The sequence below is a fragment of the Metabacillus sp. YM-086 genome (assembly GCF_048059995.1).
Lineage (GTDB): Bacteria > Bacillota > Bacilli > Bacillales > Bacillaceae > Metabacillus > Metabacillus litoralis_B.
On record NZ_JBLUOI010000025.1, the window covers coordinates 32,814 to 57,751 of the forward strand.

At 35.5% G+C, this 24,938-nt stretch carries 30 protein-coding genes and 1 riboswitch; of the genes, 14 read left to right on the plus strand and 16 right to left on the minus strand.

Features of this window, described 5'->3' with window-relative positions:
- Window positions 1-81: 81 nt before the first annotated feature.
- Window positions 82-555 (plus strand): S-ribosylhomocysteine lyase, encoded by a 474-nt coding sequence (locus ACEWK1_RS12460; RefSeq protein ID WP_121663144.1) that lies wholly within the window; start codon window positions 82-84, stop codon window positions 553-555.
- Window positions 556-592: 37 nt separating this feature from the next.
- Here ACEWK1_RS12460 and folE2 read toward each other — a convergent pair whose 3' ends face one another.
- Window positions 593-1,501 carry a GTP cyclohydrolase FolE2 gene (gene folE2, locus ACEWK1_RS12465; RefSeq protein ID WP_121663143.1) on the minus strand — a complete coding sequence of 303 codons (909 nt, stop codon included), beginning with the start codon at window positions 1,499-1,501 and terminating at the stop codon, window positions 593-595.
- A gap of 218 nt (window positions 1,502-1,719) precedes the next feature.
- On the opposite strand from folE2, the gene ACEWK1_RS12470 reads away from it, so the two are divergent.
- Window positions 1,720-2,724, plus strand: coding sequence for a permease (locus ACEWK1_RS12470; protein ID WP_121663142.1), 1,005 nt, complete (start codon window positions 1,720-1,722; stop codon window positions 2,722-2,724).
- 22 nt (window positions 2,725-2,746) lie between these two features.
- A complete protein-coding gene (locus ACEWK1_RS12475) occupies window positions 2,747-3,688 on the plus strand; it encodes a TIGR03943 family putative permease subunit (RefSeq protein ID WP_121663141.1) in 942 nt (313 codons plus the stop codon).
- Between the two features lie 20 nt (window positions 3,689-3,708).
- Here ACEWK1_RS12475 and ytzI read toward each other — a convergent pair whose 3' ends face one another.
- Window positions 3,709-3,882 (minus strand): YtzI protein, encoded by a 174-nt coding sequence (gene ytzI / locus ACEWK1_RS12480; RefSeq protein WP_212137025.1) that lies wholly within the window; start codon window positions 3,880-3,882, stop codon window positions 3,709-3,711.
- A gap of 157 nt (window positions 3,883-4,039) precedes the next feature.
- Here ytzI and ACEWK1_RS12485 point away from each other — a divergent pair, with 157 nt between their 5' ends.
- Window positions 4,040-4,480, plus strand: coding sequence for a Dps family protein (locus ACEWK1_RS12485; RefSeq protein WP_121663139.1), 441 nt, complete (start codon window positions 4,040-4,042; stop codon window positions 4,478-4,480).
- A 38-nt stretch (window positions 4,481-4,518) separates the two neighbouring features.
- On the opposite strand, the gene ACEWK1_RS12490 is transcribed toward ACEWK1_RS12485, so the two are convergent.
- Window positions 4,519-4,734, minus strand: coding sequence for a DUF6154 family protein (locus ACEWK1_RS12490; RefSeq protein WP_121663138.1), 216 nt, complete (start codon window positions 4,732-4,734; stop codon window positions 4,519-4,521).
- A gap of 141 nt (window positions 4,735-4,875) precedes the next feature.
- Between ACEWK1_RS12490 and ACEWK1_RS12495 the strand changes: the two genes are divergently transcribed.
- Window positions 4,876-5,208, plus strand: a complete 333-nt coding sequence (locus tag ACEWK1_RS12495; RefSeq protein WP_121663137.1) for a hydrolase — start codon at window positions 4,876-4,878, stop codon at window positions 5,206-5,208.
- 66 nt (window positions 5,209-5,274) lie between these two features.
- Window positions 5,275-5,745, plus strand: coding sequence for an RNA deprotection pyrophosphohydrolase (ytkD, locus tag ACEWK1_RS12500; protein WP_121663136.1), 471 nt, complete (start codon window positions 5,275-5,277; stop codon window positions 5,743-5,745).
- Window positions 5,746-5,792: 47 nt separating this feature from the next.
- On the opposite strand, the gene ACEWK1_RS12505 is transcribed toward ytkD, so the two are convergent.
- The 3 genes from ACEWK1_RS12505 to ACEWK1_RS12515 are packed head-to-tail and all read right to left on the minus strand — an operon-like array spanning window position 5,793 to window position 8,367.
- Entirely contained in the window at window positions 5,793-6,608 is an 816-nt protein-coding gene (locus ACEWK1_RS12505; protein ID WP_121663135.1) for an ABC transporter permease, read from the minus strand.
- Window positions 6,595-7,365 (minus strand): ABC transporter ATP-binding protein, encoded by a 771-nt coding sequence (locus ACEWK1_RS12510; protein WP_121663134.1) that lies wholly within the window; start codon window positions 7,363-7,365, stop codon window positions 6,595-6,597. Before ACEWK1_RS12510 ends, ACEWK1_RS12505 begins: the two co-directional genes overlap by 14 nt.
- A gap of 12 nt (window positions 7,366-7,377) precedes the next feature.
- Entirely contained in the window at window positions 7,378-8,367 is a 990-nt protein-coding gene (locus ACEWK1_RS12515; RefSeq protein WP_121663133.1) for an ABC transporter substrate-binding protein, read from the minus strand.
- A gap of 282 nt (window positions 8,368-8,649) precedes the next feature.
- Between ACEWK1_RS12515 and ACEWK1_RS12520 the strand changes: the two genes are divergently transcribed.
- Together ACEWK1_RS12520 and ACEWK1_RS12525 are read left to right on the plus strand one after the other, a co-directional pair.
- The gene (locus ACEWK1_RS12520; protein ID WP_416636353.1) at window positions 8,650-9,429 is read left to right on the plus strand and encodes an alpha/beta hydrolase family protein; all 780 of its coding nucleotides are present in this window, start codon (window positions 8,650-8,652) and stop codon (window positions 9,427-9,429) included.
- Between the two features lie 86 nt (window positions 9,430-9,515).
- Window positions 9,516-9,758 carry a DUF2584 domain-containing protein gene (locus ACEWK1_RS12525; RefSeq protein WP_098794920.1) on the plus strand — a complete coding sequence of 81 codons (243 nt, stop codon included), beginning with the start codon at window positions 9,516-9,518 and terminating at the stop codon, window positions 9,756-9,758.
- 42 nt (window positions 9,759-9,800) lie between these two features.
- Here ACEWK1_RS12525 and ACEWK1_RS12530 read toward each other — a convergent pair whose 3' ends face one another.
- Both ACEWK1_RS12530 and pckA read right to left on the minus strand, forming a co-directional pair.
- A complete protein-coding gene (locus tag ACEWK1_RS12530; protein WP_121663131.1) occupies window positions 9,801-10,295 on the minus strand; it encodes a CBO0543 family protein in 495 nt (164 codons plus the stop codon).
- Between the two features lie 117 nt (window positions 10,296-10,412).
- Window positions 10,413-12,005 (minus strand): phosphoenolpyruvate carboxykinase (ATP), encoded by a 1,593-nt coding sequence (gene pckA / locus ACEWK1_RS12535; protein WP_121665073.1) that lies wholly within the window; start codon window positions 12,003-12,005, stop codon window positions 10,413-10,415.
- Between the two features lie 329 nt (window positions 12,006-12,334).
- Window positions 12,335-12,669: riboswitch (SAM riboswitch) on the plus strand.
- Between the two features lie 224 nt (window positions 12,670-12,893).
- On the opposite strand from pckA, the gene metK reads away from it, so the two are divergent.
- The gene (metK, locus tag ACEWK1_RS12540) at window positions 12,894-14,090 is read left to right on the plus strand and encodes a methionine adenosyltransferase (protein ID WP_098794921.1); all 1,197 of its coding nucleotides are present in this window, start codon (window positions 12,894-12,896) and stop codon (window positions 14,088-14,090) included.
- A gap of 25 nt (window positions 14,091-14,115) precedes the next feature.
- Here metK and ACEWK1_RS12545 read toward each other — a convergent pair whose 3' ends face one another.
- From ACEWK1_RS12545 to ACEWK1_RS12555, 3 genes are read right to left on the minus strand one after another with little or no spacing between them, the layout of a single operon-like run.
- Window positions 14,116-15,552, minus strand: a complete 1,437-nt coding sequence (locus ACEWK1_RS12545) for a sensor histidine kinase (RefSeq protein WP_251406680.1) — start codon at window positions 15,550-15,552, stop codon at window positions 14,116-14,118.
- Window positions 15,536-16,222: a response regulator transcription factor gene (locus ACEWK1_RS12550; protein ID WP_121663129.1), complete on the minus strand. Its 687-nt coding sequence runs from the start codon at window positions 16,220-16,222 to the stop codon at window positions 15,536-15,538. The genes ACEWK1_RS12545 and ACEWK1_RS12550 overlap by 17 nt, the downstream gene beginning before the upstream one ends.
- Window positions 16,212-17,177 carry a hypothetical protein gene (locus tag ACEWK1_RS12555; protein WP_121663128.1) on the minus strand — a complete coding sequence of 322 codons (966 nt, stop codon included), beginning with the start codon at window positions 17,175-17,177 and terminating at the stop codon, window positions 16,212-16,214. The genes ACEWK1_RS12550 and ACEWK1_RS12555 overlap by 11 nt, the downstream gene beginning before the upstream one ends.
- A 180-nt stretch (window positions 17,178-17,357) precedes the next feature.
- Here ACEWK1_RS12555 and ACEWK1_RS12560 point away from each other — a divergent pair, with 180 nt between their 5' ends.
- Window positions 17,358-17,765 carry a FixH family protein gene (locus tag ACEWK1_RS12560; RefSeq protein ID WP_121663127.1) on the plus strand — a complete coding sequence of 136 codons (408 nt, stop codon included), beginning with the start codon at window positions 17,358-17,360 and terminating at the stop codon, window positions 17,763-17,765.
- A 112-nt stretch (window positions 17,766-17,877) separates the two neighbouring features.
- Here ACEWK1_RS12560 and ACEWK1_RS12565 read toward each other — a convergent pair whose 3' ends face one another.
- The 3 genes from ACEWK1_RS12565 to ACEWK1_RS12575 form a co-directional block, all read right to left on the minus strand.
- Window positions 17,878-19,020 carry a glycosyltransferase family 4 protein gene (locus ACEWK1_RS12565; RefSeq protein ID WP_416636354.1) on the minus strand — a complete coding sequence of 381 codons (1,143 nt, stop codon included), beginning with the start codon at window positions 19,018-19,020 and terminating at the stop codon, window positions 17,878-17,880.
- A gap of 71 nt (window positions 19,021-19,091) precedes the next feature.
- Window positions 19,092-19,646, minus strand: coding sequence for a phosphatase PAP2 family protein (locus tag ACEWK1_RS12570; RefSeq protein WP_121663125.1), 555 nt, complete (start codon window positions 19,644-19,646; stop codon window positions 19,092-19,094).
- A gap of 366 nt (window positions 19,647-20,012) precedes the next feature.
- Window positions 20,013-20,540: a gamma carbonic anhydrase family protein gene (locus ACEWK1_RS12575; RefSeq protein WP_121663124.1), complete on the minus strand. Its 528-nt coding sequence runs from the start codon at window positions 20,538-20,540 to the stop codon at window positions 20,013-20,015.
- A 127-nt stretch (window positions 20,541-20,667) separates the two neighbouring features.
- On the opposite strand from ACEWK1_RS12575, the gene ACEWK1_RS12580 reads away from it, so the two are divergent.
- Together ACEWK1_RS12580 and ACEWK1_RS12585 are read left to right on the plus strand one after the other, a co-directional pair.
- Complete coding sequence (locus ACEWK1_RS12580; protein ID WP_121663123.1) at window positions 20,668-21,462, plus strand: alpha/beta hydrolase; 795 nt, start codon at window positions 20,668-20,670, stop codon at window positions 21,460-21,462.
- 52 nt (window positions 21,463-21,514) lie between these two features.
- Entirely contained in the window at window positions 21,515-22,594 is a 1,080-nt protein-coding gene (locus ACEWK1_RS12585) for a tetraprenyl-beta-curcumene synthase family protein (protein ID WP_121663122.1), read from the plus strand.
- 32 nt (window positions 22,595-22,626) lie between these two features.
- On the opposite strand, the gene ACEWK1_RS12590 is transcribed toward ACEWK1_RS12585, so the two are convergent.
- Together ACEWK1_RS12590 and ACEWK1_RS12595 are read right to left on the minus strand one after the other, a co-directional pair.
- Entirely contained in the window at window positions 22,627-23,199 is a 573-nt protein-coding gene (locus ACEWK1_RS12590; RefSeq protein ID WP_251396138.1) for a class I SAM-dependent methyltransferase, read from the minus strand.
- Window positions 23,199-24,161 (minus strand): TIGR01212 family radical SAM protein, encoded by a 963-nt coding sequence (locus ACEWK1_RS12595; RefSeq protein ID WP_251396140.1) that lies wholly within the window; start codon window positions 24,159-24,161, stop codon window positions 23,199-23,201. Before ACEWK1_RS12595 ends, ACEWK1_RS12590 begins: the two co-directional genes overlap by 1 nt.
- 180 nt (window positions 24,162-24,341) lie before the next feature.
- Here ACEWK1_RS12595 and ACEWK1_RS12600 point away from each other — a divergent pair, with 180 nt between their 5' ends.
- Window positions 24,342-24,614, plus strand: coding sequence for a YtzC family protein (locus ACEWK1_RS12600; protein WP_121663119.1), 273 nt, complete (start codon window positions 24,342-24,344; stop codon window positions 24,612-24,614).
- Window positions 24,611-24,781: a glycogen biosynthesis protein GlgD gene (locus ACEWK1_RS12605; RefSeq protein ID WP_121663118.1), complete on the plus strand. Its 171-nt coding sequence runs from the start codon at window positions 24,611-24,613 to the stop codon at window positions 24,779-24,781. Before ACEWK1_RS12600 ends, ACEWK1_RS12605 begins: the two co-directional genes overlap by 4 nt.
- Window positions 24,782-24,938 lie beyond the last annotated feature (157 nt).

The window sequence follows — 24,938 nt, forward strand, 5'->3', positions numbered from 1 at the left end:
ATTCGCCATTTTTCATTCATGTGTTACAATATAAACGAGCATAGTATGCTAGTCCATTTTAACATTATAGGAGTGAAAAAGATGCCTTCAGTAGAAAGCTTTGAATTAGATCATAATGCAGTAAGGGCACCATATGTTCGTCATTGTGGCGTTCATAAAGTTGGTAGTGACGGTGAAGTGAATAAATTTGATATTCGCTTTTGTCAGCCAAATAAACAGGCGATGAAGCCTGATACCATTCACACGTTAGAGCATTTATTGGCTTTTAATATTCGTGAGCATTCAGAAAAATATGATCACTTTGATATTATTGATGTTTCACCAATGGGATGTCAAACAGGCTATTATTTAGTTGTAAGTGGAAAGCCAGAAGTAAGTGAAATTATTGATCTTTTAGAAGATACTATGAAAACTGCTGTTGAGATTACGGAAATTCCAGCAGCTAATGAAAAACAATGTGGCCAAGCAAAGCTTCATGACTTAGAAGGAGCGAAGCGTTTAATGCGTTTTTGGCTTGATCAAGATAAAGAAGAATTAGCCAAAGTATTTGGTTAAGAAGAAAACGGTGTTCCGATTGGGACACCGTTTTACATTAGTCTTCTTTTCTATAACTTAAACTAGCAATCGCATCATGTAAATGAATAGATTCTTCGTTACGACATTCTACTGTAAATGCCTGTACATAATCTAATTCATATAAGTCAGCAGCCACAAGCCGAACCATATCTTCAACAAAACGAGGGTTTTCATAGGCAGTTTCTGTTACAACCTTTTCATCTGTACGTTTAAGAACAGGGTGTATCATTGCACTTGCGTTTGATTCAGCTGCTTCTAAAAGTGCTGCTTTCCAATCAGTTTTTTCATCATATCCCTCAGTAAATTCTACATTCATCGTCACGAATCCACGTTGGTTGTGTGCACTATATTCACTAATTTCCTTAGAGCACGGACAAAGTGTTGTGATTGCACTAGTTAAAGAAGCTGAGCTTGTAAACCCAACACCATCTTCGTACGTAACGGAAATTGAGGCTTCAGCATGATTTAATCCGACTAATTCTGAGCTTGGTCCTTTGCGTTCATAGAACCAAGGGAATGTTACCTCTATACTAGCATCTTTTTGCTTTAGACGTTCTGCTAATTCTTTCGTAAAATCATAGAGATTTGAAAGAGTAAGAACAAACCCTCCATTTTGACGGTATTGCTCCAGTTGTTCAGTAAAACGGCTCATGTTTGTTCCTTTTGAATCATATGAAATTTTACTTGTCATTTTAAAAGTGGCAATTGTCGTTTGTTCCTTTGGCAGTAAGTCAGAATGAATAATGATAGGATGCTTAACATTACTAATTCCTACAGCGTCTATAGTAAAAAGAAAATCTTTTTTTGTATTTTGTAAATCAGGCATTTGCTCTTTTTCTGTGGGTTTTAGCTTCACTCCTGGTTCAACAGAGCCGAATAAACGGTGTCGTTCCTTTTTTGGTGGTAAATTTATCTTTCTTGTCATTTTAATCCCCTCTCACTTACTCGATATTGAGAGTATACTGTAAGTCAACAGCAAACTTCAACGAATAAATCTCTGGAATGTGTTGGGATGTGTCGAATTTCAGGAAAAAAACTAGAATGAAAAAAGAATGTAAAGAAAAGTTCATAATTAAAAAGACATAATCTCGCAAGAAAACTAGTATGATATAGAACAAAGATTAATAGGATAGGAGTTCAAAAATGAATAAAATCGTCATACCACTATTCCGTGAATTTATTGCTCTTGGGTTAATAGGTTTGTTTTTTTACTTATTCCTATTTGTTGATTTTCAGGATCTATCATTTAACATTCCTTCAGAATTATTAACAGTCAACACGATGTTTTTAAGTATTCTATTAGAAGCGATACCTTTTATTTTGTTAGGAGTTTTTGTTTCAGCGCTTATTCAAACATATGTATCAGAAGATTTAATTAAAAGAGCATTGCCTAGAAATGCGATTCTTGCTCTTTTTCCAGCTGCATTGCTAGGAGCCATTTTCCCTATTTGCGAATGTGCAATTGTTCCGATTGTAAGAAGGTTGATGAAAAAGGGCATGCCATTACATATTGGGGTAGTCTTTCTGGTTGGGGCACCAATCTTAAATCCAGTCGTATTTGCTTCAACCTATTATGCCTTTTCTTCAGAGCTTCATATTGCTTATGCAAGAATGGGGTTAGCGTTTGTTTTGTCAATTGTCATCGGGTTTATCATTTATCTTTTGTTTAAGAATAGCAATCAATTAAAGTGGACGAAAGAGGATGTAGTGGTTGAAGGGAATACTAATCAAGAAGAAAAAGTAGGAAAGTTAAAATCTACGTTATTTCATGCAAGTGATGAATTTTTTGAAATGGGTAAATTCTTAATAATGGGGGCGTTAATCGCCAGTCTTTTTCAAACATTTCTTGATCGTACTCTGTTGACTGAGCTCGGAACGAACGAGTTCCTCTCTCCTGCATTAATGATGGGGTTTGGTTATATTCTTTCACTATGCTCTGAAGCAGATGCCTTTGTTGCGGCTTCTTTTGGTGGTACATTTACTGCTGGCTCATTGCTTGCTTTTTTAGTATATGGTCCAATGCTTGATTTAAAAAATACAATTATGCTTTTTGCTTTCTTTAAAGCAAGATTTGTTGCAGCGTTTATTCTAGTCGTTACTATTGTTGTTTATATCGCTATTATTTTCTATCAGTTTCTATTTTTATAAGTAAAGGAGGTTTAGAGATTATATGGAAAAACAAAATGCGCAGTATCGTTTTCAAATATATATCCGAGGAATTATTTTAATTGGCTTTACATTATTAATGCTTAAGTTAGTGATAACAGGAAATATGGTTCATTTTATTGCGCCAAAAATGATGCCTTTTATGTATTTTGCGATTATTGTTTTTGCTCTGTTAGGTGCGATCCAAATCTGGAGAAGTGGTTCTAAAAAGCAAGCTGAGCTTTATTGTGATTGTGGGACAGACCATGCTGTTTCATCATCCCCAATAAAAACACTTCTTGTTTATTCTTTATTTGTTTTTCCTATTATAACTGGATTTTTATTTCCGGATGTTGTATTGGATAGCTCTGTTGCTGCTAAGAGAGGATTTAAGACAAATTTGGGAGAACAAGATACATCAAAGGCTGAGGCTTACTTAAGTGATCCTGAAGCTTATTTGAATGAGCTAGATGAGAGTGTAGGAAATAAAGTTGCGCAGTCTTCCAACATTCCGGATGTACCACTTGAGCACCCTGAAGGATTTGAGGTTCAGGAAAAACCAGTGGACTTTTATGCACAACTTGAGCAGAAAATGCTTGAAATGGAAACCATTCAATTTACTGAAGAAAATTTTATAGCAATGACCTCGATACTTGACGAAAACCCTGAAAAGTTCGTTGGAAAAAAGGTAGAGATGCTAGGGTTTGTTTTTAGAGAACATGATTTTGAAGAGAATCAATTTGTCATTGCAAGGTTTGGTTTATCATGTTGTGTGGCAGATGCATCAGTGTTCGGCACATTAGCAACATATCCAGAAGCAGAGCAATTTGGTGATGATCAATGGGTGAAACTAACTGGTACAATCACAACAGTAAAGTATCAAGATTGGACATTACCTTCAATTGAGGTTTCCGAAATTGAGCGTGTTGAACAACCGGAATCACCTTATGTTTATGAAAGTTACTAAAAAGCTAAGCCCCACGCAATTTATTGATTTTGCGTGGGTTTTTCTTGTTCTTTCTCTTGTGTTTCTTGGTTGTTAACTGGCTTTTTAATTGGATCAACAGTATGTTTATATTGGTAGGCCTTTCTTGTCGTTAAGAGGCTAAGCAAAAGTACAATAATGACAATGATGATGCAGATAATAAAAACAGTTTTCAATACATTTTCCTCCCGAAAATCTTCCTCTACTTATTCTATTAATAGCTATCATATCATGAAAGATCTAACATGTTGATACAATGTTTTTAGTATTTTCAAGCGTTTAAAGTAGAAAAACTGGGGTAAAGTACTAGTAGATAATAAAGGAGGAATTAAGATGTCAGAGAAATTAGTAACTACAGTAAATAAACAAATTGCCAACTGGACGGTGCTTTATGTAAAACTACATAATTATCATTGGTTTGTTAAAGGGAAAAACTTCTTTACACTACATGAAAAATTTGAAGAGTTCTATACCGAAGCAGCTGTCCATATTGATGAACTAGCTGAACGCTTATTAGCTCTTGAAGGAGCACCAGTTGCTACGATGAGAGAATGCTTAGAGCTTGCTTCAATTAAGGAAGCTGATGGAAGTGAAACAGCAGAACAAATGGTTCAAAACATTTATGAGGATTTTAGTGTGTTAGTAGATGAGCTAAAAGAAGGAATGGATTTAGCTGGTGAAGTAGGAGATGAAACAACTGGTGATATGCTATTGGCTATTCATCAAAGCTTAGAAAAGCATAATTGGATGTTAAAGTCTTTCTTAGGGAAATAAGAGGAAAGCAGGCGATCTGATCATCGCCTGCTTTTTTTCTATTCAAGCTCTCTGTCAGCAAGCTCTTTAGAAAGCTTTTCTGAAAAATATGGAATCATAAGAGAGTGCAGATCTTCCTCTGATAGAGTGTTGACCCAAGAAAGCATGTCCTGCTTACTTGTTTTTTCTAGAATTGATTTAACATAGGCATAAACATCCTCTTCATCTGCGCGGAATTTACTAAGCTCCGGGTTTGTAAAAAGTTCAAGGTTCACGATATTTTCCTCCAGTTTATAATCGTAGCTTCCCCGTATTTTTTGTTATGAAGAGGAGAACTATTCTAATTAATATCTCGCTGAATATTACAAAGAATATGAACAAAACATAACATAAGGATAGTTGAAGGAGTTGTCGAGATGGAGAACAATAAGAAAACGTATTATATTACGGTGGGAAGTGGGCAAATTTCACAGCTAAGTACAGCTTCTGCATGGGATTTTAAAATTGAGGCAACCGATGAAGAAATCGTTCAGCTTAGAGAGTATTTTGATCAGGTATACTCAGCTGATTTTCAAGGTTTCCTTCGCTCACATACACCATATGTTCAATACCATTATGATCGTGAAAATGATGCAATTGATGATACGAATATGAAAATATATCGTATGATTTATGAGCTAGGTGATGAAGAGGCAAAAGAGCATATTCGGACAAATCAGCTCATGTCAAAAATTAATGAACAAGAATAAACCCTTATACAGAGTTTTGACATTGTGATAAGATTTGTTTATTAGGAAAAAAATAGAGGGATTAAAATGTACCGATTTATAGATTATTATCACAATGAAGTTGTTTTATCTTTTGAAGATCATCCTTTTTCAAAAGATCCCAAGCATGTTTGGGTTGTTTGTCGTCATCAAGACCAATGGTTGCTAACAAAGCATTCTGACCGTGGATTTGAATTTCCAGGAGGAAAGGTTGAGGACAATGAAACGGCCCTTGAAGCAGCTATTAGGGAAGTGAAAGAGGAGACAGGTGGAATTGTTAAAGAAATAGAATATATTGGTCAGTATAAAGTTAAAGGAAAAGAAAAGATTATCGTAAAAAATATCTATTTTGCAATGGTTAATCAATTAGTTAAGCAAGATGGCTACTTTGAAACATATGGACCTGTTCTACTTAAGGAGCTTCCTGAGGGGATTCAAAAGGATAAAAAGTTTAGTTTTATTATGAAAGATGATGTATTACAAAGAAGTATTGAGGAAATATCAAAAAGATTAAAATAGAGGCGGCAAACGATGAACCCTCAAGGAGCAATGAGGGAACATCGTAGTCAGCCTCTTTTGTCGTTTTTAATCAATCGTTTCTCCAGCAACTCAACGCCCTGGTACATAATAGTAGCAAAAAAGGCAATAATGATTAGGCTCAATAAGACAAGAGTGAAATTAAATACTTGGAATCCATAAATGATCATATACCCCAGCCCTTTTGCTGAAACAAGAAACTCTCCTACAATAACACCTACCCATGATAACCCTACATTTACTTTTAAAGTTGAAACAATTGTAGGAAATGAAGCTGGTAAAACGGCTTCTTTAAAAGTTTGGAATTTGCTCGCCTTAAACGTTTGTAGCACCTTTATATAATTTGTATCTACTTCTTTAAAAGACGTGTACACAACGATTGTTGTAATGATAACCGAAATAATTGTCCCCATTGCAATGATGGAGAAAAACCCTGGACCTAGACCAACAATTAAAATTGGACCAAGAGCAACTTTAGGCATAGCATTCATTATGACAAGGTAAGGATCGAGTATTTTTGATAATCTTGGTGACCACCATAAAATAGCTGCAAGTAGGGCACCTAGAGCTGTCCCTAATATAAAGCCAAGGACTGTTTCAAAAAGAGTTACACCAAGGTGAGAGAGTAGGGTTCCGTCATTTATTTTCGTAAGGAATAGCTTCCATATCTTTGAAGGTGAGCTGAAAAGTAGTGGATCAATCCATTCTCTTTTGCCCGCTATTTCCCAAAGACCAAAAAAACAAACGAAAATTAATAGTTGATAAAATCTGATCCACTTTTTTTCTCGTTCAAGACCTCGTTTATAATTTCTATGAAGGAGTTCAATGCTTTCATTCTGTTTCATGCTGATCCAGCTCCTTCCATATTTGCTGAAATAATTCTGAGAACTTTGGATGCTGTCTTGCATAAAATGGAGGAAGCTCGCGAATTTCTTTAGGTATTAAATAGGTTCTATTTATTCTCCCTGGTTTAGCTGAGAAAACAAATATTCTGTCACTCATTGCAATAGCCTCACCTATATCATGTGTGACAAGGATTGCTGTTTTATTAAAATCCTTTAACGTTTGAACAACAAGGTCTTCAAGTTTCAATTTTGTTTGGTAATCAAGAGCAGAAAATGGCTCATCAAGCAATAAAATCTGGGGGTTTGTCGCTAATGTACGCACAAGAGCCGCCCGTTGTCTCATTCCACCTGAAAGTTGGCTGGGAAACTGTTTTTCTACTGAATCAAGTCCCATTTTCCTTAATAAATCTAATGTTTTTTCAGTTGTTTCAGGTGTTTTTTGATTGGTTATTTTCAATCCTAATGTGACATTTTCTTCTATGGTTTTCCAAGGAAATAAATAATCCTGTTGAAGCATATAGCCAATTAATTCATCAGGTTTTGTAATAGGTTTATTTGCAATACTTACTGTACCTTCAATTGGTTTAATTAGGCCGGCAATAATCGATAACAATGTTGTTTTGCCACAGCCGCTAGGACCAAGGAAGGAGACAAACTCCCCTTCCTCTATTGAAAGCTGAATATCTTCTAGAGCAACTGTTGCTGAGTCTTTTGTTAAATAAATGTGGTGAACATGATCGACGAGTAAAAATGACATAATAGCTCCTCCTTACTTGCTTGACACTTCTTCTGCAAAAGAGGTATTAACAAGTGTTTCGTGATCGACTCGCATTGGCAGTTCCCCGGCTTCATCCATAATGTTTTGGAGATTTTCCCACTCTTCAACATCCAAGATTGGGTCGGTTGCAAATGAGCCTTGTTCTTTGTATCGTTCTACAACTGTTTCAATCAACTCAAGTTCTGTATCTTCGAACTGAGGAGCGATGGATTCTGCAATTTCTTTTACGCTTTTTTCTTGAACCCATTGCTGTGCTTTATAAATAGCGGTAGTAAATTTCTTAGCAGCTTCCGCGTTTTCATCTAAAAAGCTTTGCTTGCTCATAAACGTTGTATAAGGAACCTTGCCGGATTCCGTACCAAATGAAGCGACGATATGGCCTGTGCCTTCTTTTTCAAAAATACTGGCTGTTGGTTCGAAAAGCTGAACAAAATCTCCAGTACCAGAAGCAAAAGCACTTGGAATATTTGCAAAATCAACATTCTGAATGAGTTCAAGATCTGTTTGGGGATCGATTCCATGCTGCTTTAACACGAATTCCCCGACCATTTGTGGCATTCCGCCTTTCCTTTGCCCTAGGAAGGTACTGTCTTTTAGCTGTTCCCATTCAAAATCATCAATTTTTTCTCTACTAACAAGGAAGGTTCCATCTGTTTGAGTAAGTTGAGCAAAATTAATGATCGGATCATTTGAGCCTTGCGCATGCACATAGATAGATGTTTCTGAGCCAACTAAGGCAATATCTGCGCCATCTGAGAGGAGAGTGGTCATTGTCTTATCTCCACCCCATGTTGTTGTTAACTTCACGTTAAGTCCTTCTTCCTCAAAGAAACCTTCCGCCATTGCAACATATAAAGGAGCGTAGAAAATTGAGTGTGTTACTTCGGCAAGATTAATCGTTTCAACCTTTTCCTGACTGCATGCTGAAAGGGGTAAAACAATTAATAACGCAACACATAAATACAACAGCCATTTTTTCATGTCATTAACCTCCTTGATGCATAGCACCGTTTTTTAAACAAGCAAGTAGAATAAGGTTTGGATGGATAGTAGAAATAACTAAGGTTTCGCCTTAAGAATTGGCGATAAACTGAGTTTTCTAATAAGATGATGTAGAAACTTGTATTCTCTTGTAATGTATGAATTGTGATTTCTAAAGAATATAGGATAATTTATGATCTTTTTAAAAATGTGTGAATGCCTAGATATGTAATTTGGGGAAAGGTAAAGGAATAGAACAAAAGAAGAAAGAGTGATTGTTAGATGAATGGAGAAATCATTAGCAAAATAAAGTACCCCTCACCAAATCCAAACATTCATTTATGGATTGTGACATATCGTTCCGAACAGTTAAAAATAAAGGGCTTACTAGCTGAGCCCGTACATGAAGGAAAATACGAGGGATTATTGTATTTACGTGGCGGGATTAAAAGTGTGGGAATGGTGAGGATCGGTAGGGTGATTCAATTTGCCTCTGAAGGATTTGTTGTTATGGCTCCTTTTTATCGTGGAAATCAGGGGGGAGAAGGAAATGAGGATTTTGCTGGAGAAGATCGCTATGATGCTATTTCTGCAATGGAAATTCTAAAACATCATCCAAAAGTCCAGCCTGATAGGGTGCATGTGTTCGGATTTTCAAGAGGAGGGGTCATGGCCTTATTAGCAGGCATTATCGCTGAAGATATCCGCTCTGTTGTAACGTGGGGTGGTGTAACGGATATGGTCTTAACATATGTTGAGCGAGAAGATTTACGTAGGATGATGAAAAGAGTGATTGGAGGTACACCAACTAAATTTCCAAAAAGATATGCCTGGAGAACACCATTATATGAATTGGACAGGCTTCACGCACCAATTTTAATTATACATGGTGTAAAAGACAAGAATGTATCAGTTGAACATTCATACAGGCTAGAAAAACGGTTAAAGGAGCTAAATAAACCAGTCGAAAGTTGGTACTTTGATCAATTTACACACTATTTTCCTCCGAAAATAAATCGTGATACATTACAAAGACTTTGTTTATGGATGAAAAAACAATAAGAGGTTAACTAAGTTTTATAGGTGTTATAAAAAAGCTCTGGTGGTATGATGAGTATAAGTCCAAGTAGAAAGAGGAGGGGTTCTATATGGGAATGCCAATGGAATTTAACACAATGATTGTGACAAAGGGAAAAGAAGTCCGTATTGATGAAAATACATTTGAGTTATCAAAGGATGGATATCGAGTTTATCCGATAGATATACCGATTGAGGTAAGAAAAACAATGAGTGGTGAAGTAACTGGACAAGCTGTTGTTCAGAAATTAGAATTAACGAACATTAAAACAATTGTCACGTATCAACTTATCAACTTAAATTCAACCAACTAATACATAAAGCCAGGTAATTGAGGTTATCTCATTACCTGGCTTTTATTCGACTTTAGGAACATGTGTATCATCAGCTTTTCTTACAAAAGCAATGAAAGTTCTTACGATAAGAAAGGTTATTGTTATTGATGCAAAGCTTGATAAACTGTTCCAGCCTCTTTTGAATTTGACCAATTTTGTATTAGCTTCAAGCCAATGTTCGGCTAATGCCATTGGAATGCTGAAATAAAACACTTTTAAAAGAATCTTAGGAATGCTAGAGGTTTTCGTTAATTGATTGTAATACACACAAGATAGAGGAAACAGTAAATAATCATAGATAAAGCTTATATCAAAAGATTTAAATAGTTTTACTGGGTATTTTATATATCCACGATGAATTAGAAGATTGTCCATTATGGAAGAAATATACCCTTTAAAAAGGAAGATAATTAACCAATCCTTCATAGGTGGCTTTTTAATAATTTTAAAAACTGAAATAAGCCCAAATAATAATAGAAATTTGAGTGTGTTTTTTTCAAACTGGTGTTTTCTCAACTATCATCCCTCCTAATAAAGAAAGTTTGTCCTAACTTTCGTTAAAATATTGAAACAATATGGAGAAGAGGTATAAAAACTAAAGAAAGCCCATCATATGATGAGCTTTAAAACATACTAGTTATAACGAATTGGACCGCCCAATTTCTCGATATCGTTAGATAAACTATTGAATTTCTTGAAGTTATCTTTAAATTCTGTAGCTAATTCGATTGCTTTGACAAGGTATTCATCTTGAGAGCTCCATGTTTTGTGTGGCTGCAATACATCGTCAGGAACCCCTGGTACATGAATTGGAATATTTAAACCAAATACTTCATCCTTTACGGTTTCAATGTGATCAAGGTCACCTTCAACTGCAGCCTGAACCATAGCTCTTGTATACTTGAGATTCATCCGTTTACCAACACCGTATGCTCCTCCGGTCCAACCGGTGTTTACTAAGAATACTTGAACTTCATGTTCATCAATTTTTTGACCAAGCATATTAGCGTAACGTGTTGCTTTCAGTGGTAGGAATGGAGAGCCAAAGCAAGTAGAGAATGTAGTTTCAGGAGCTGTTACGCCACGCTCTGTTCCTGCTAATTTGCTTGTGTATCCACTCAGGAAGTGATACATTGCTTGTTCTTTTGTTAACTTACTAATTGGCGGTAATACTCCAAAAGCATCTGCAGTTAAAAAGACAATCGTTTGTGGATGACCAGCAATACTTGGGATAATTGCTTTGTCAATAGCAGTTAGTGAGTAGGCAGCTCGAGTATTTTCTGTGAAAAAGGAACTGCTGTAATCAGCTTCTCTTGTGTCATCATCAACAACGACATTTTCAAGAACTGATCCATATCGGATAGCATTAAAAATTTGTGGTTCTTTTTCTTTCGTTAAGTTGATACACTTTGCATAGCAACCACCTTCAATATTAAAAATGCCAGAAGTAGACCATCCATGTTCATCATCACCAATTAAACGACGGTTAGGGTCAGCAGATAACGTTGTTTTCCCTGTGCCAGAAAGTCCAAAAAACAGAGCAACATCACCTTCAAAGCCAACATTTGCTGAGCAATGCATAGGGAGGATGTTATTTTCAGGTAATAATAAATTCATAACTGAGAATACAGATTTCTTCATTTCGCCAGCATATTCAGTGCCACCGATTAAAATCGTTCTTTTCTCAAAGGAAATGATAATGAATGTTTCTGATTTTGTACCATCAACTTCTGGATCAGCTTTAAAATGAGGAGCTGATAAAATAGTAAAAGGTAGTTCCTTTGACTCGTTTTCTTGTTCTTGGTCTTTAATAAACAGTTGACTTGCAAAAAGATTATGCCAGGCAAACTCATTTATAATTTTTAGTGGTAACTGAAAGCGAGGGTCAGCACCTGCAAATCCATCAAATATAAAGATTTCATCTCGTTTCTTAAGGTGTGAAATCATTTTACTGTATAAGCGATCAAATGCCTCTTCTGAAATAGGCTGATTCACTGGACCCCAATTTATTTTACTTTTTACTGAACTTTCGTCTACAATAAACTTATCCTCTGGTGATCTCCCGGTATAAGCTCCGGTTGTTGCTCGAATTGCACCTGTTGATGTTAATAATCCTTCTTTACGTTCAAGTACTTTTTCAACAAGCTGTGCAACTGATAAATTATGTTTTGCATTCTCCCCATTAACAAGCTGATTAAGCTCATTTGTTATATCTGTAATATTCATCCCCATTACCTTCCTTCTAGAAAAGAATAATTTCCCTTATGTTGATAATTAGTATAACACATTAATTTTAATAAAACATACTATTTAGTGATTTGCTATCATTAAATTTTTGAATTGAAAAAATATTTTGCTATTAGAAAAACTTAAGCTTTGTACAACACATCACACTAGCACAATGTAGAAAAACAATTGATATTTATATTTCTATAGGATATGGGACACAATAGTGATAGACATCTATCAAATATTTTAATAAATCAATGGTAATAGTTGTCGATTTTTGTTGACACCAATAGGTTAGTGCGCTATGATATGTCCTTGAACGGATTCTCTTATCCCGAGCTGGTGGAGGGACAGGCCCTATGAAACCCAGCAACCTGCTATCAAAGGAAAGCGGCGACTGCGCACTAATTATATAGTTTTATTGAACAGTTTTTTTGCCTGACCTAAGAAAAGCACGTTATGAATCAAAACTCGTTTTGATTCATGTTGTGTTTTTCTTAGGTCAAGAATGATGCGAGAGCATCATTCAAGCAAGCGATAGCTTGCTTAGGCAAAAAAGACCAATCTGTGGAACTATGTTAAACCGACGCAATCTAGAACGACATTTTCCGACGCAAAGGTGCTAACCTGAAGCAAGGCGAAAGCCCTTGATCGATAAGAGCGAAAGGCGATGAACGATGATAAACCTTTCCTCACATGGGAAAGGTTTTTTTTGATAACAGAAAAAAGTATTCTTCATTAGAGTTTTACCAGGACAAGCATGTGGTAAAGGTACATAATACTTCTGTTCACAAAATATGCCAACGTGATTTTCTAAAGGTCATACTTTGGGAAGAGTTCCGGATCAAATGAATGAACATGAATATGAGGAGGAAGCTTTTAATTATGTCTAAAAAACGTCTTTTTACTTCAGAATCTGTAACAGAAGGCCATCCAGATAAGATCTGTGACCAAATTTCAGATTCAATTCTTGATGCAATTATTGCAAAAGATCCAAATGCACGTGTAGCGTGTGAAACTTCTGTTACTACTGGTTTAGTGTTAGTTGCAGGAGAAATTACAACTAGTACGTATGTAGATATCCCAAAAATTGTCCGTGAAACAATCAAAGACATTGGTTACACTCGTGCTAAGTATGGTTTTGATGCGGAAACTTGTGCTGTATTAACATCAATCGATGAGCAATCAGCAGATATCGCTATGGGTGTAGACCAAGCTCTAGAAGCTCGTGAAGGTCAAATGTCAGATGAGGAAATTGAAGCAATTGGTGCAGGGGACCAAGGTTTAATGTTCGGGTTTGCATGTAATGAAACAAAAGAATTAATGCCACTTCCAATTTCGTTAGCACATAAATTATCACGTCGCTTAACAGAGGTTCGTAAAGATGAAATTCTTCCATACTTACGTCCTGATGGAAAAACACAGGTAACTGTTGAATATGATGAAAATAATAAACCAGTTCGTATTGATACAATTGTTATTTCAACTCAACATCATCCTGAAGTTACACTTGAGCAAATCCAACGTAACCTAAAAGAGTATGTTATTAATCCTGTTGTTCCTGCAGAATTAATTGATGAAGAAACAAAATACTTTATTAATCCAACAGGTCGCTTCGTTATTGGTGGACCACAAGGAGATGCTGGATTAACTGGACGTAAAATCATTGTTGATACTTACGGTGGATATGCACGTCATGGCGGTGGAGCATTCTCTGGTAAAGATGCAACAAAGGTTGACCGTTCTGCAGCATATGCAGCTCGCTATGTAGCGAAAAACATCGTTGCAGCTGGTTTAGCTGATAAATGTGAAGTTCAATTAGCATATGCAATTGGCGTAGCACAGCCAGTATCTATTTCAATTGATACGTTCGGAACAGGAAAAGTTTCTGAAGAAGTATTAGTAGAAGTTGTTCGCAGTAATTTCGATTTACGTCCTGCTGGGATTATTAAAATGCTTGACTTAAGACGTCCTATTTACAAACAAACTGCAGCTTACGGACATTTTGGCCGTAATGATCTTGATCTTCCTTGGGAAAGAACAGATAAAGCAGATGCTTTAAATAAAGCTGCATTACAATAAGGTATAAAAGGTCTGATGTGAATGTTCACATCAGACCTTTTTTGTTGGAGCCAAGTTCGTTTGGGAATACAAGCGTAAACGTAGTACCTTTGCCGAGCTTACTATTGAATTCCATTCTACCCCCGTGCAAAAGAACTAATTGTTTTACAATAGCTAGTCCTAACCCAGTACCGCCTTCTTTACGGTTCCTTGCTTTATCTGCACGATAAAAACGTTCACCAATATGCATAATATCTTCTTCTGACATCCCGATTCCATTATCAGCAATAGAAAAGAAGATGCTTTCTTGATTTTGTGTGAGAGAGATCGAGATCGTTCCAGGTTTATCTGAGTATCTTATTGCGTTTTCAAGAAGGTTATATATAATTTGTTGTAGGCGGTCATGACTACCTATAATAATGATTTCATCGTCTAAGTGTTGCTGAAGGATTAATTGTTTTTCTTGGAGACGATGATAAAATCGATCCACAGTGTCATTTACTAATTGAGAGAAGGCAATAGGCTCTTTTATTAAAGGGTAATTTTCTCCTTCAAGCTGAGCTAAATCTAATAAATCATTAACAAGTCTTTGCATTCTCTCAGATTCTCGCTGAATAAGGGAAAGGTATTTTTCAGCTTCATCCTCAGTTTCATATAGTTTTTCTTGAAGCACCTCACTATATCCCTTTACATAACTTAATGGAGTTCTTAGTTCATGGGCGACGTTGGCTAAGAAGTCTTTTTTCTTTTGATCTGACTCATCCAATGCCTCTGACATCTGATTAAAGGTTTTGGATAATCCACCAATTTCATCAGACGTTCTTACGGGAATTCGATTTTTGAAGTTTCCTTTAGCAAGTTCTTTAGCATATTTTCTCATCTCATGGATAGGTTGCAAAATCGTATTGCTCATTGAATTCACGATTTTAAAGATAACTAAAAAGAAAATAATGCCAACAGCAATTAACAAAGGTGTTGTTCTATTAAAAACCTCTTCAATAGGGGCAAGCGGTAAATAAAGATAAATAATACCGACTAACTTATTATCATCAAGTAAGGGCACGACAACACCCATGATTTGTCGGTCAAATCTTTCTTCATAGCCTATCTTGATTAAATGCTCTCCACGTAATAAGTTTCTTCGCTCTTCTTCGCTAATTAAACCCTCATGATTAATTTCAAATGGTAAACATGCACTCAATTCTCTCGGGTTATTAACCAATAAAATCTCTGATTCACTAATTGTGTTATACCAACTAAGATGGGTCTTAAACTCATCTGAAATTTCGCCTGATGTATAACTACTTGCTAGCTTTAATCCTTCATTTAAAAGAGACTGCTCCACTTCATTTACATAAAGATTTCGATATAAATAATGAATAAATAAAAATGAAAACAAGATTGAAACACAGAGGATAACAGCAAATAATAGGCGGATTTTTGTTTTTAACGAACTAGATGACCAATTACATTTCAGCTTCAAATTTATAGCCAACCCCCCAAACTGTTTGAATACTGTTTGCTGCAGCATCTAACTTTAGTCTCAATGTTTTGATATGGGTGTCAACCGTTCTTTCACTTCCTGTATAATCAATCCCCCAAATCTTCTCAAGTAAATGCTCTCTAGAGAATACTTGAGATTTATGGGTTGCAAGAAATAAAAGTAATTCGTACTCTTTGAGTGTTAAGGATAAGGGTTTTTCATGACAAAATGCTCTTCTGGATTTTAATTCAAAGGAGATTGAACCAAAGTTTTGTCGATTATCCTGGAGTTGGTTTGTATTATAGCTTGTTCTCCTTAGTACGGCTTCGACCCTTGCTAGCAGTTCACCTGTACTGAAAGGCTTAACAATATAATCATCTGCACCTAACTTAAGACCATGTATACGGTCCCATTCGTCACCACGTGCTGTTAAGAATATAATCGGAATGCTATATTCTTCTTGAATTTGCTTTCCAAGTGTAAATCCATCTATTTTTGGCATCATCACATCTAACAGAATCAAATGTGGTGAAAATTGAGGAAGGAACGTTAATGCTTCATCACCATCCTCAGCTTGTAAAACCTCATATCCTTCTTTTCGTAAATAAAGATTGACTAATTCTCTCATTTCAGGTTCATCATCAACGACTAAAATCTTTTTATTTAGCATTAGCTGTTCCCTCTCTTGCAATTAACTGTAAAGGACCATCACCAACCGGTATGGTTTCTATTTGCTTGAAACGATGAAGATCAATAATTTCCACTTCATTTGCGTCATAGTTGCTAATATATAAATAATTATTATATAACGTCATTGAAAAGGGGTTTGCACCGACCTCAACAGAACGGAGAATTTGATGGGAGGTACTATCAATTTCTCTTAATATATTAGAGCCATGACTTAAAACATAAACCTTGCCATCTTTTGTTATAAAATCAATTGGCATCAATGGTGCATGAACCGTTGCTGTTAATTGTTTGTTTTTAAGATCATAAATATAAATATTTTCTTGGATATGAACTCCTGAGCCATGGCCACCGAGCCAAAGTTCTTGATTCTCCGTTATAAATCCACCAGCTGCTCCATCATGAGAAGGAATGGTGCCTTCCATTTCTAACTGATCTATAGAAAGGATCGCAATACCAGGATGATCGAGATAACTAACATACAAATGATGTTGATCTTCAAAAATTGCAAATGGTGTGTGCTCCACCGTTGTTTCTTTCAAAAGATTACCATCTAAGTTAAACATTTTTATTTTATTGGTTTGTTGGTCAGCAAGATATAAGATTTTTTCAGAAGAAAGAAGACCGGTTTCTATTCCTTCACCAATCTCCCACTCTTTGCTCTTACCTGTTGAAAGTTGGTATACATAGCCTTTTGCTGATTCTTTATTTAATAATAGTAGTTTGTCATTCGATAACAGGATTCCATTTTTAAATGGGTGCGGTACTTCCCAGATCATTTTTTCTTTTGTATCACCATCTATAAAAGTAATAGACTGGTCGTATATATTCAAACTTGCAATAACAGATTTAGATAATGGGATTTTTGGTAATGAAGGTTCTGTAGAACAGGAGACCATTAAGAGTAGAAGAATGGTTCCAAAGACTAAACGTTTCATTGATTTTCCTCTCAAATTCTTATTTTTATTTTAGTGTAGGTAAGGTATTCATTTGGATGGTATAGTGATTATTATAACTTTAAAATGTGAATAATGAATGAAGTCATAAATTCATATTGTTTTTCTTCATAAAAATATCACATTTGTTCGCTATCTTTAAAGAGTAGGAGGGAAATAAGAATGAAGCTTAAGATCGTGATAAGTAGCCTAGTGATAAGTATACTTCTTGCAGCAGGCTGCCAGCAATCTGCTGAACCTCAGCATACTAATCATTCAGAAGAAGTTGAAGTGAAGGCACCAAAAGTTGAAATACTAGCGAATGTACATACAAATCCAAATCAACAAGAAACAATTAGTGCGAATGTATATTACGGCGAAGAACTTGTTGATGATGCCGAAGTAACATTTGAAATAAAAAAAGGTGAAGAAGAATCCGAGAAAATTTTGGCGGAACTAACAGATACCGGTACTTATTCAATTGATTATATTTTCGATGACCCTGGAGTTTATCAAGTAATAGCACATACTAATGTAAAAGGATACCATACAATGCCAACGGTTGATATTCAAGTTGGTGAAGGTACCTGATCATTCAAAGAAACTAGAAACTGATTTGTCAGAGGGACATTAAAAAGCAAAGGAGACGTTTGAGAAGACTCCTTTGCTTTATGTTTTTGTTTCATAAATTAATCAGCAAACCTTATGCATAGCGAATAATCTTCTTTTCAATTAATGCATCTTCATATTCTGTTAATAGTCCTTCAAAGATTTGATCCCATGTTTGAGAAAGAGCATATTGACGTGCCTCTTTTCCCATTTGTGTTTTTAAAGAATGATTAGTTAATAAATGAATAATAGCATTTGTAAATTGTTCCACGTTCCTTGGTTCACATAAATGTCCGGTTTGATTTTCTTTGAAAATATTTTTAACTCCACCAGAATTAGCTCCTATGACTGGTGTACCTGAAGCAAGGGCTTCTAAAACGACATTTCCGAATGTTTCCGTTGGAGATGGAAAGACAAATAAATCTGATGCAGCATATACTTTTGCGAGATCCACACCATTTAAGTAGCCAGCAAATGTCATGTTTTCAGGAGCTTTCTTTTGCATATCTTCTTTAGATGGTCCATCTCCTACAATTAACCAATGAATATGATTCTTCATATTCTGAGGAAGGCTTTGTGTGATATTCATAAGAGTTTCAATATCCTTTTCAGGAGCTAAACGGCCAACGTAGGATAAAATATATTTTTCTTTAATACGATATTTATGACGAATTTCTTCACTAGGGTAATTAGGATGAAATAATTGACACTCAACTCCTCTTCCCCAAATATGAAGGTTGGAAAAACCTTTTCTCTTTAATTGTTCCAGGGTCTCTTTAGATGGAACAAAGATTTTGCGTAGAGGTTTGTGAAACCAATGCATATACTTCCAAAGAAACTTAGATAGAAATTGAAAATCATAGTACTCCAAATATTGATCAAAATCAGTGTGGTAGGATCCAACAAGCGGGATGTTTAGCTTTTTAGCATAATGCAGTCCGCAAAGACCTATATTAAAAGGTGTGGCAACATGGATTAAATCTGGCTTAAATTTTTGGAGCTCTGACTTTACATGTAGCATATTGGGAAGAGCTAATCTACATTCTGGATACAAAAAAAATGGTAAGCTTGTGAAACGATGGATATGACTTGAAAACAAGCTTTCATTTGTACTTTCTGGTGCAAAAACTCTAAATTCATAGCCATTGTGTTCTAGATAGTCTGTAAATCTCTTTAATGTTCTTGCAACCCCATTTACATCTGGTGCAAAAGTATCTGTGAAAATAGCTATTCTCATCGAAATCCCCCCAGTTACTAAAAAGTGAAAGGTACCATTAATGAGTTTCTATTTTTATGTTCATACTTTGGTTAAAGAAGGCCCTTATACAATATTTCATGGCAAATTGTGTAGCTAACAAATCCAGCAGAGCTCCCGAGTAAACATCCAGCCAGAACATCTGAAGGGTAATGTAACCCAAGATACATTCTTGATAAACCTACACTTATAGCAACTGGTAAAAGAATGAGTGCAAATTGTGGCATAAATAAAATAAATGGAATGATGACAGAAAAAATAGCTGTTGTATGTCCTGATGGAAAGGAATGATCTTCCAATGGATTTGCAGGCACTTTTGTTTCTACAAGTGCAATGTAAGGTCTTTTACGTGGATACAGTTTTTTAACCATTGCCACGGGAAGATGACTTAAAAGAAGTGATAACCCACTAGCAATGCTTGTAGTTTGTACGTTACCTTTTGTGAAAAACATAAGACAAAGACAAACCGTGATTGTGATAATAGCTCCACCAAGATGTGTAATATTGCGAAAATAGAAATTTAGAATCTTTTGGTCAAAATGACGGTTCACACTTCGAAACAGCCTGCATTCAAAATCATACATGTTCGATAAAAGCCTTGTTTTCATCTTAGGAACGCTCCTTTTTATTTACCCCTTTACTATTATTTTAGTTGACGAATATTTAGTTAATAATAAGATAATGTAAAAAATTCCTTCACATCATTTTCAAAAAATTAATGATAGCTAAATAAATAAACATAACGAAATGAAATGATTTTCTTAAGATAGGTATAATATGTAAGATGTAGAGGTATTTGTGTCTGTCCAGATTACATTTTAAACAATTTATGAAAGAAGTTATTGAAAGTGGTATGGAAAGGTAGAGGGTGGTAACATAATAATAAAGATTAGAAAAACTTGGCTTATCGCCAAGTTTCCATTGGTAAATTTATTCCTTAAAAAGACTTTATAGAATGTATGATCCCATAATAATTATTCACGGTGCTTATCTTTTTTTATGGATTTATAATATTGTCCTTTTTCAACATATTCGCGACGGATTCGTTCCATATCTTTTATATCTTCTTGAGTTAGTGATCTTACAACCTTTGCTGGTCGACCAAGAGCAAGCGTGTTAGGGGGTATTTTTTTTCCGGGAGGAACAAGACTACCTGCTCCAATAAAGGCTCCTTCACCAATTTCTGCACCATCTAAAATGATGGAACCCATACCAATTAAAGCTTTCTTGCGAATAATGCTACTATGTAGAATGACACTATGGCCAACAGTCACGTCATCTTCAAGGATTAGTGGTTTGTTAGGACTTTGATGAAGACAACATAAATCCTGAATATTCACACGCTTTCCTATAATTGTTGGTGAAACATCTCCGCGAATGACTGTTTGAAACCATATGCTTGATTCGTCTCCGACAATTACATCACCAGTAATTGTTACATAATCTGCAATGAAAGCTGATTCAGAGATTTGGGGCTCTTTGTCTTTAAATGGATAAATCATGTTTGTCATTCCTTTCTAATGGAAAGAATATACTTTTATTCGTTTATTATACCACTGGTTTATAATACTGAAATGTTGATTTCCATAGATAGTTAAAAGAGATGATAGTGAAAGGAGAGGCAGCATTATGTGGAAATGGGAAGCTGAAACTGATGATGTAAAGGGATGTATTGTTATTGTCCATGGAGCTGCTGAACATCATGGTCGCTATAAAATGCTTGTAGAAATGTGGAGATTAGCTGGATATCATGTTGTAATCGGTGATTTACCAGGTCAGGGAACTACAACTAGAAGAAGAGGACATATAGAATCTTTTGATGAATATATAAAAGAAGTGAATGAGTGGATTACGGAAGCAAAGAAATTTGGTGTTCCGCTATTTTTATTAGGTCATAGCATGGGAGGGCTTATTGTTATTCGTGCCTTGCAGGAAAAGCATCATGATGTGAAGGCGGTTATTTTGTCTTCTCCTTGCCTAGGAATATTATTTAAGCCTAATAAGGCGCTTGAGCTCGCTTCAAAAGGCTTGAATTTAATTATGCCATCTTTTAAAGTACAGTCACAATTGAATGTTGCTCTTGCTACTCGAAGTAAAGCTGTACAGGAGCTTGATGAAAATGATTCTTTATATGTGACAAAGGTCTCCGTAAGATGGTACCGTGAGTTAAAAAAGGCTATGGAAGAAGCACAAAATCAGGTTGGGAAATTTCAAGATGTACCGTTACTTCTTATGCAAGGCGGAGCAGACAAGATTGTTGATAAGTCACTTGTGAAAGCATGGTTTAACAAAGTAGATCTTCATGAGAAAAGTTACAAAGAGTGGAAAGGGCTTTATCATGAAATTTTTAATGAGCCAGAGCAAGAAATTGTTTTCGAAACGGCAAAGAGGTTTTTTGACTCCCATTCACATGATCAAAAGTAAAACTAGTTAAAATTCTTTTATTTTACTATATATACAAGAGGTGACAACCCCTTTGACAGTACCCCAGCATCCGATTAGGTTAATGACTAAGGTTTATAAAGAAATATTTCCCATCACCCATTTTTATATCAAACATTGGAAAGAGAAGGCAGAGAGCATACCGAATAGGGAATTAAGATTACAAGCATTAAATAGTATTCAGGAAAAAGAGTTTCACTGTGAAGGTGGAGCCATTTTATCAATGATTTCAGGTCAGCATAAACAGCAATGCATCGAATTTATTGTTGCTTATCAAACAATAAGTGATTATCTAGATAATCTTTGTGATCGTAGTACTTCTCTAGATCCTGTTGATTTTCGCATGCTTCATCAGTCTATGTTAGATGCTTTATCATGTGGTGCTCCATGTAAAAATTATTACCAATTCAGGGAAGATCAGAATGATGGTGGCTATCTACATGATTTAGTTCAAACATGTCAAAATGTTTTATCGGACCTACAACACTATCCTTTGATATCAAAGTATTTACTAGAATTATCAAATTATTATTGCGATCTTCAGGTACATAAGCATGTTAAAAAGGATGAACGAGTGTCACGCCTTGAGGACTGGTTTGAACGGCATAGAGGAAATGTACCCCAAATGGAATGGTATGAGTTTTCAGCTTGTACAGGGTCAACTCTTGGCATTTTTTGTTTAGTAGCATATGCTTTTCAAGAGGGGTTTGAAGAGAATCAAGCTAAACAAATTATGGAAAGCTATTTTCCTTATATCCAGGGTCTTCACATCCTGCTTGATTATTTAATTGACCAAGAAGAGGATAAACAGGGTGGAGACTTGAATTTTTGTAGCTATTATTCGTCAGAAGAAGTCATGATCAAAAGATTGGAGTACTTCGTTGAGAAGGCAGATACTCATTTAAAAGGGATTCCACATGAGAATTTTCATCGCTTGATTAATCGGGGATTACTTGGAGTTTATTTATCAGATGATAAGGTTGCATCAAGGAAAGAGCTAAATAAATTAGCAAAGAGATTAATAAAGTTAGGTGGATTAACATCCTTTTTCTTTTATTTTAATGGAAGAGCATATCGTACAATTCAAAAATTCCCTTGGAAAAAAAGTTCATAATGAAACTAAGAGGCGCCTTTATGTGGGCGCCTCTAGCATTTTTCAATTGCAACAATATATGGTGGATTATTTTGTTTGTTTATAAATTGATATTTTAGAACATGAGCTACACTTGAATCGATTCTTTCTACAAAGCTCATAAGCTCATCTCGTTCTATCTTTCCTTCAGGATGACCGTGATAAATAACAATGACAATCATCCCTTCAGGTTTCATCACATGTAAAAGCTGTTTAATAGCTGATATTGTTGTTTCATAATTCGTAACAATAGAAGGATCTCCACCTGGTAAATAACCTAGATTGAACATAGCCCCGCTTATAAGCCCGTGCTTTTCTTCAGGTATAACTGATTGAATAAAGTGGTGTCCTTGTTGAGAAAGTGTGACTCTTTCTTGAAGGTCATTTGTTTTGAGTCGTTCCACTGTATTGAGAAGAGCCTGTTTTTGAATATCAAAGCCGTAAACATGTCCTTGTTCTCCGACGAGTTGTGCTAGAAAGACAGTATCGTGACCATTTCCAATTGTAGCATCAACAACAATATCTCCCTCATTTATTGCTTCTTCTAATAATTGTTTGGCAAAAGGCAATATACGTTTTAACTTCATTAAGAAAGTACCTCTGTTTTACGATAATATTTCCCTTGAAAGCTATTTCTTCGCTTTAATTCAGCATCAATCGAATTTAAAACATTCCATTTGTTTACGCTCCACATAGGCCCAATCATAAGATCAATCGGCCCATCTCCTGTAATACGGTGGACAATCATCTCGGGTGGAAGAATTTCCAATTGATCACAAACAAGATTTACATATTCTTCTAAACCTAAAAACTCAAGCTTTCCTTTTTCGTATTGCTTAACCATTGGTGTTCCTTTTAATAAATGTAAAAGGTGGATTTTAATTCCTTGAACATCAAGGTTTGCAACTGCTTTTGCAGTTTCCATCATCATTTCATTATTTTCTAGTGGTAATCCGTTAATAATATGAGAACACACTCTAATTCCATGTTTACGTAATTTTTTTACCCCATCAACATAGCATTGAAAATCATGAGCCCGGTTAATGAGAAGTGCTGTTCGTTCGTGAACAGTTTGCAAACCAAGCTCAACCCAAAGGTACGTACGTTGGTTTAATTCTGCCAAGTATTCGACCACATCATCAGGTAAACAATCTGGTCGTGTTGCAATAGAAAGACCTACAACATCTTCTTGAGCGAGAACAGATTCAAACTTTTCTCTTAACACTTCTACAGGAGCGTGTGTATTTGTATAGGCTTGAAAATAAGCCATATACTTTCCGTTCTTCCATTTTGTATGCATTTTATCTTTAATGTCATGAAATTGCGTAATAAGATTATCTGCACGATTCCCTGCAAAATCACCAGAACCTGCCGCACTACAAAAAGTACATCCTCCATGTGCAACAGTACCATCTCGATTAGGGCAATCAAAGCCACCATCTAATGCTACTTTAAACACTTTATGTCCAAAGTGATGTCGTAAATGATAATTCCATGTATGATAACGTTTATTATCCGTAGAATAAGCAAATGAAGAGGATTGCTTCAAAATAGAAACCTCCTTTAATAGTATGTCAAATTTCCATCTAATCATTTTACCATTTTAGCTTCAGGAAAGACAGATTACTTGATGGCTTTCCAGATATTTGAACACAAGTTTTTTCATCCGTTGTAAACAATATAACTGATGAAGCTTCAATTGACTTCATATCGTTTGGAGGAGATGGACATGGCAACAAGACAATCAGTTAATGAATATTTACAACGCTGTACGGACGCAATTGAATATGCTCGTGAACAATATAAAGGTGGAGCGCAACAAGAGCATTACAATGAGACAGAATATACAAAAGCACTTCAAGGATTAGAAGATTCTGTTAACGAAATTAATCATCTTTCATTAAGTGCAAATGATCAGCAGCAAGATCAGCTTTATCGTATGAGATTGCAACTTCAAGAACTCCAAAATAAGATGATTCTTAAAGGGGATGCTGAGCGATGAAAAAACGATCAAAGCAAAATAACCCTGAGCAAAAAACAAAGAACGGTGTTAACAGCAATGATCTAGAGCTTGGTCAAGATTATGATCCAATAAAAGAAACAAAAGCTAAAAATGCAAAAAAGGGTCAACCAATTAAATCTAAGCAAAGAGTAGAAGATGAGTTATAAAAGGACCAGATTGGTCCTTTCAGGTTGTAGACAAAAAGGGTTTGGAATGGTCGCATTCCAAACCCTTTTTGTCGATAAACTGTTTTTATGCTTTATCATGTCCAGTTTGCTATCTTTTTAAGACTCAAGGCAGCGAAAATAAGCATCCCCTGCATGG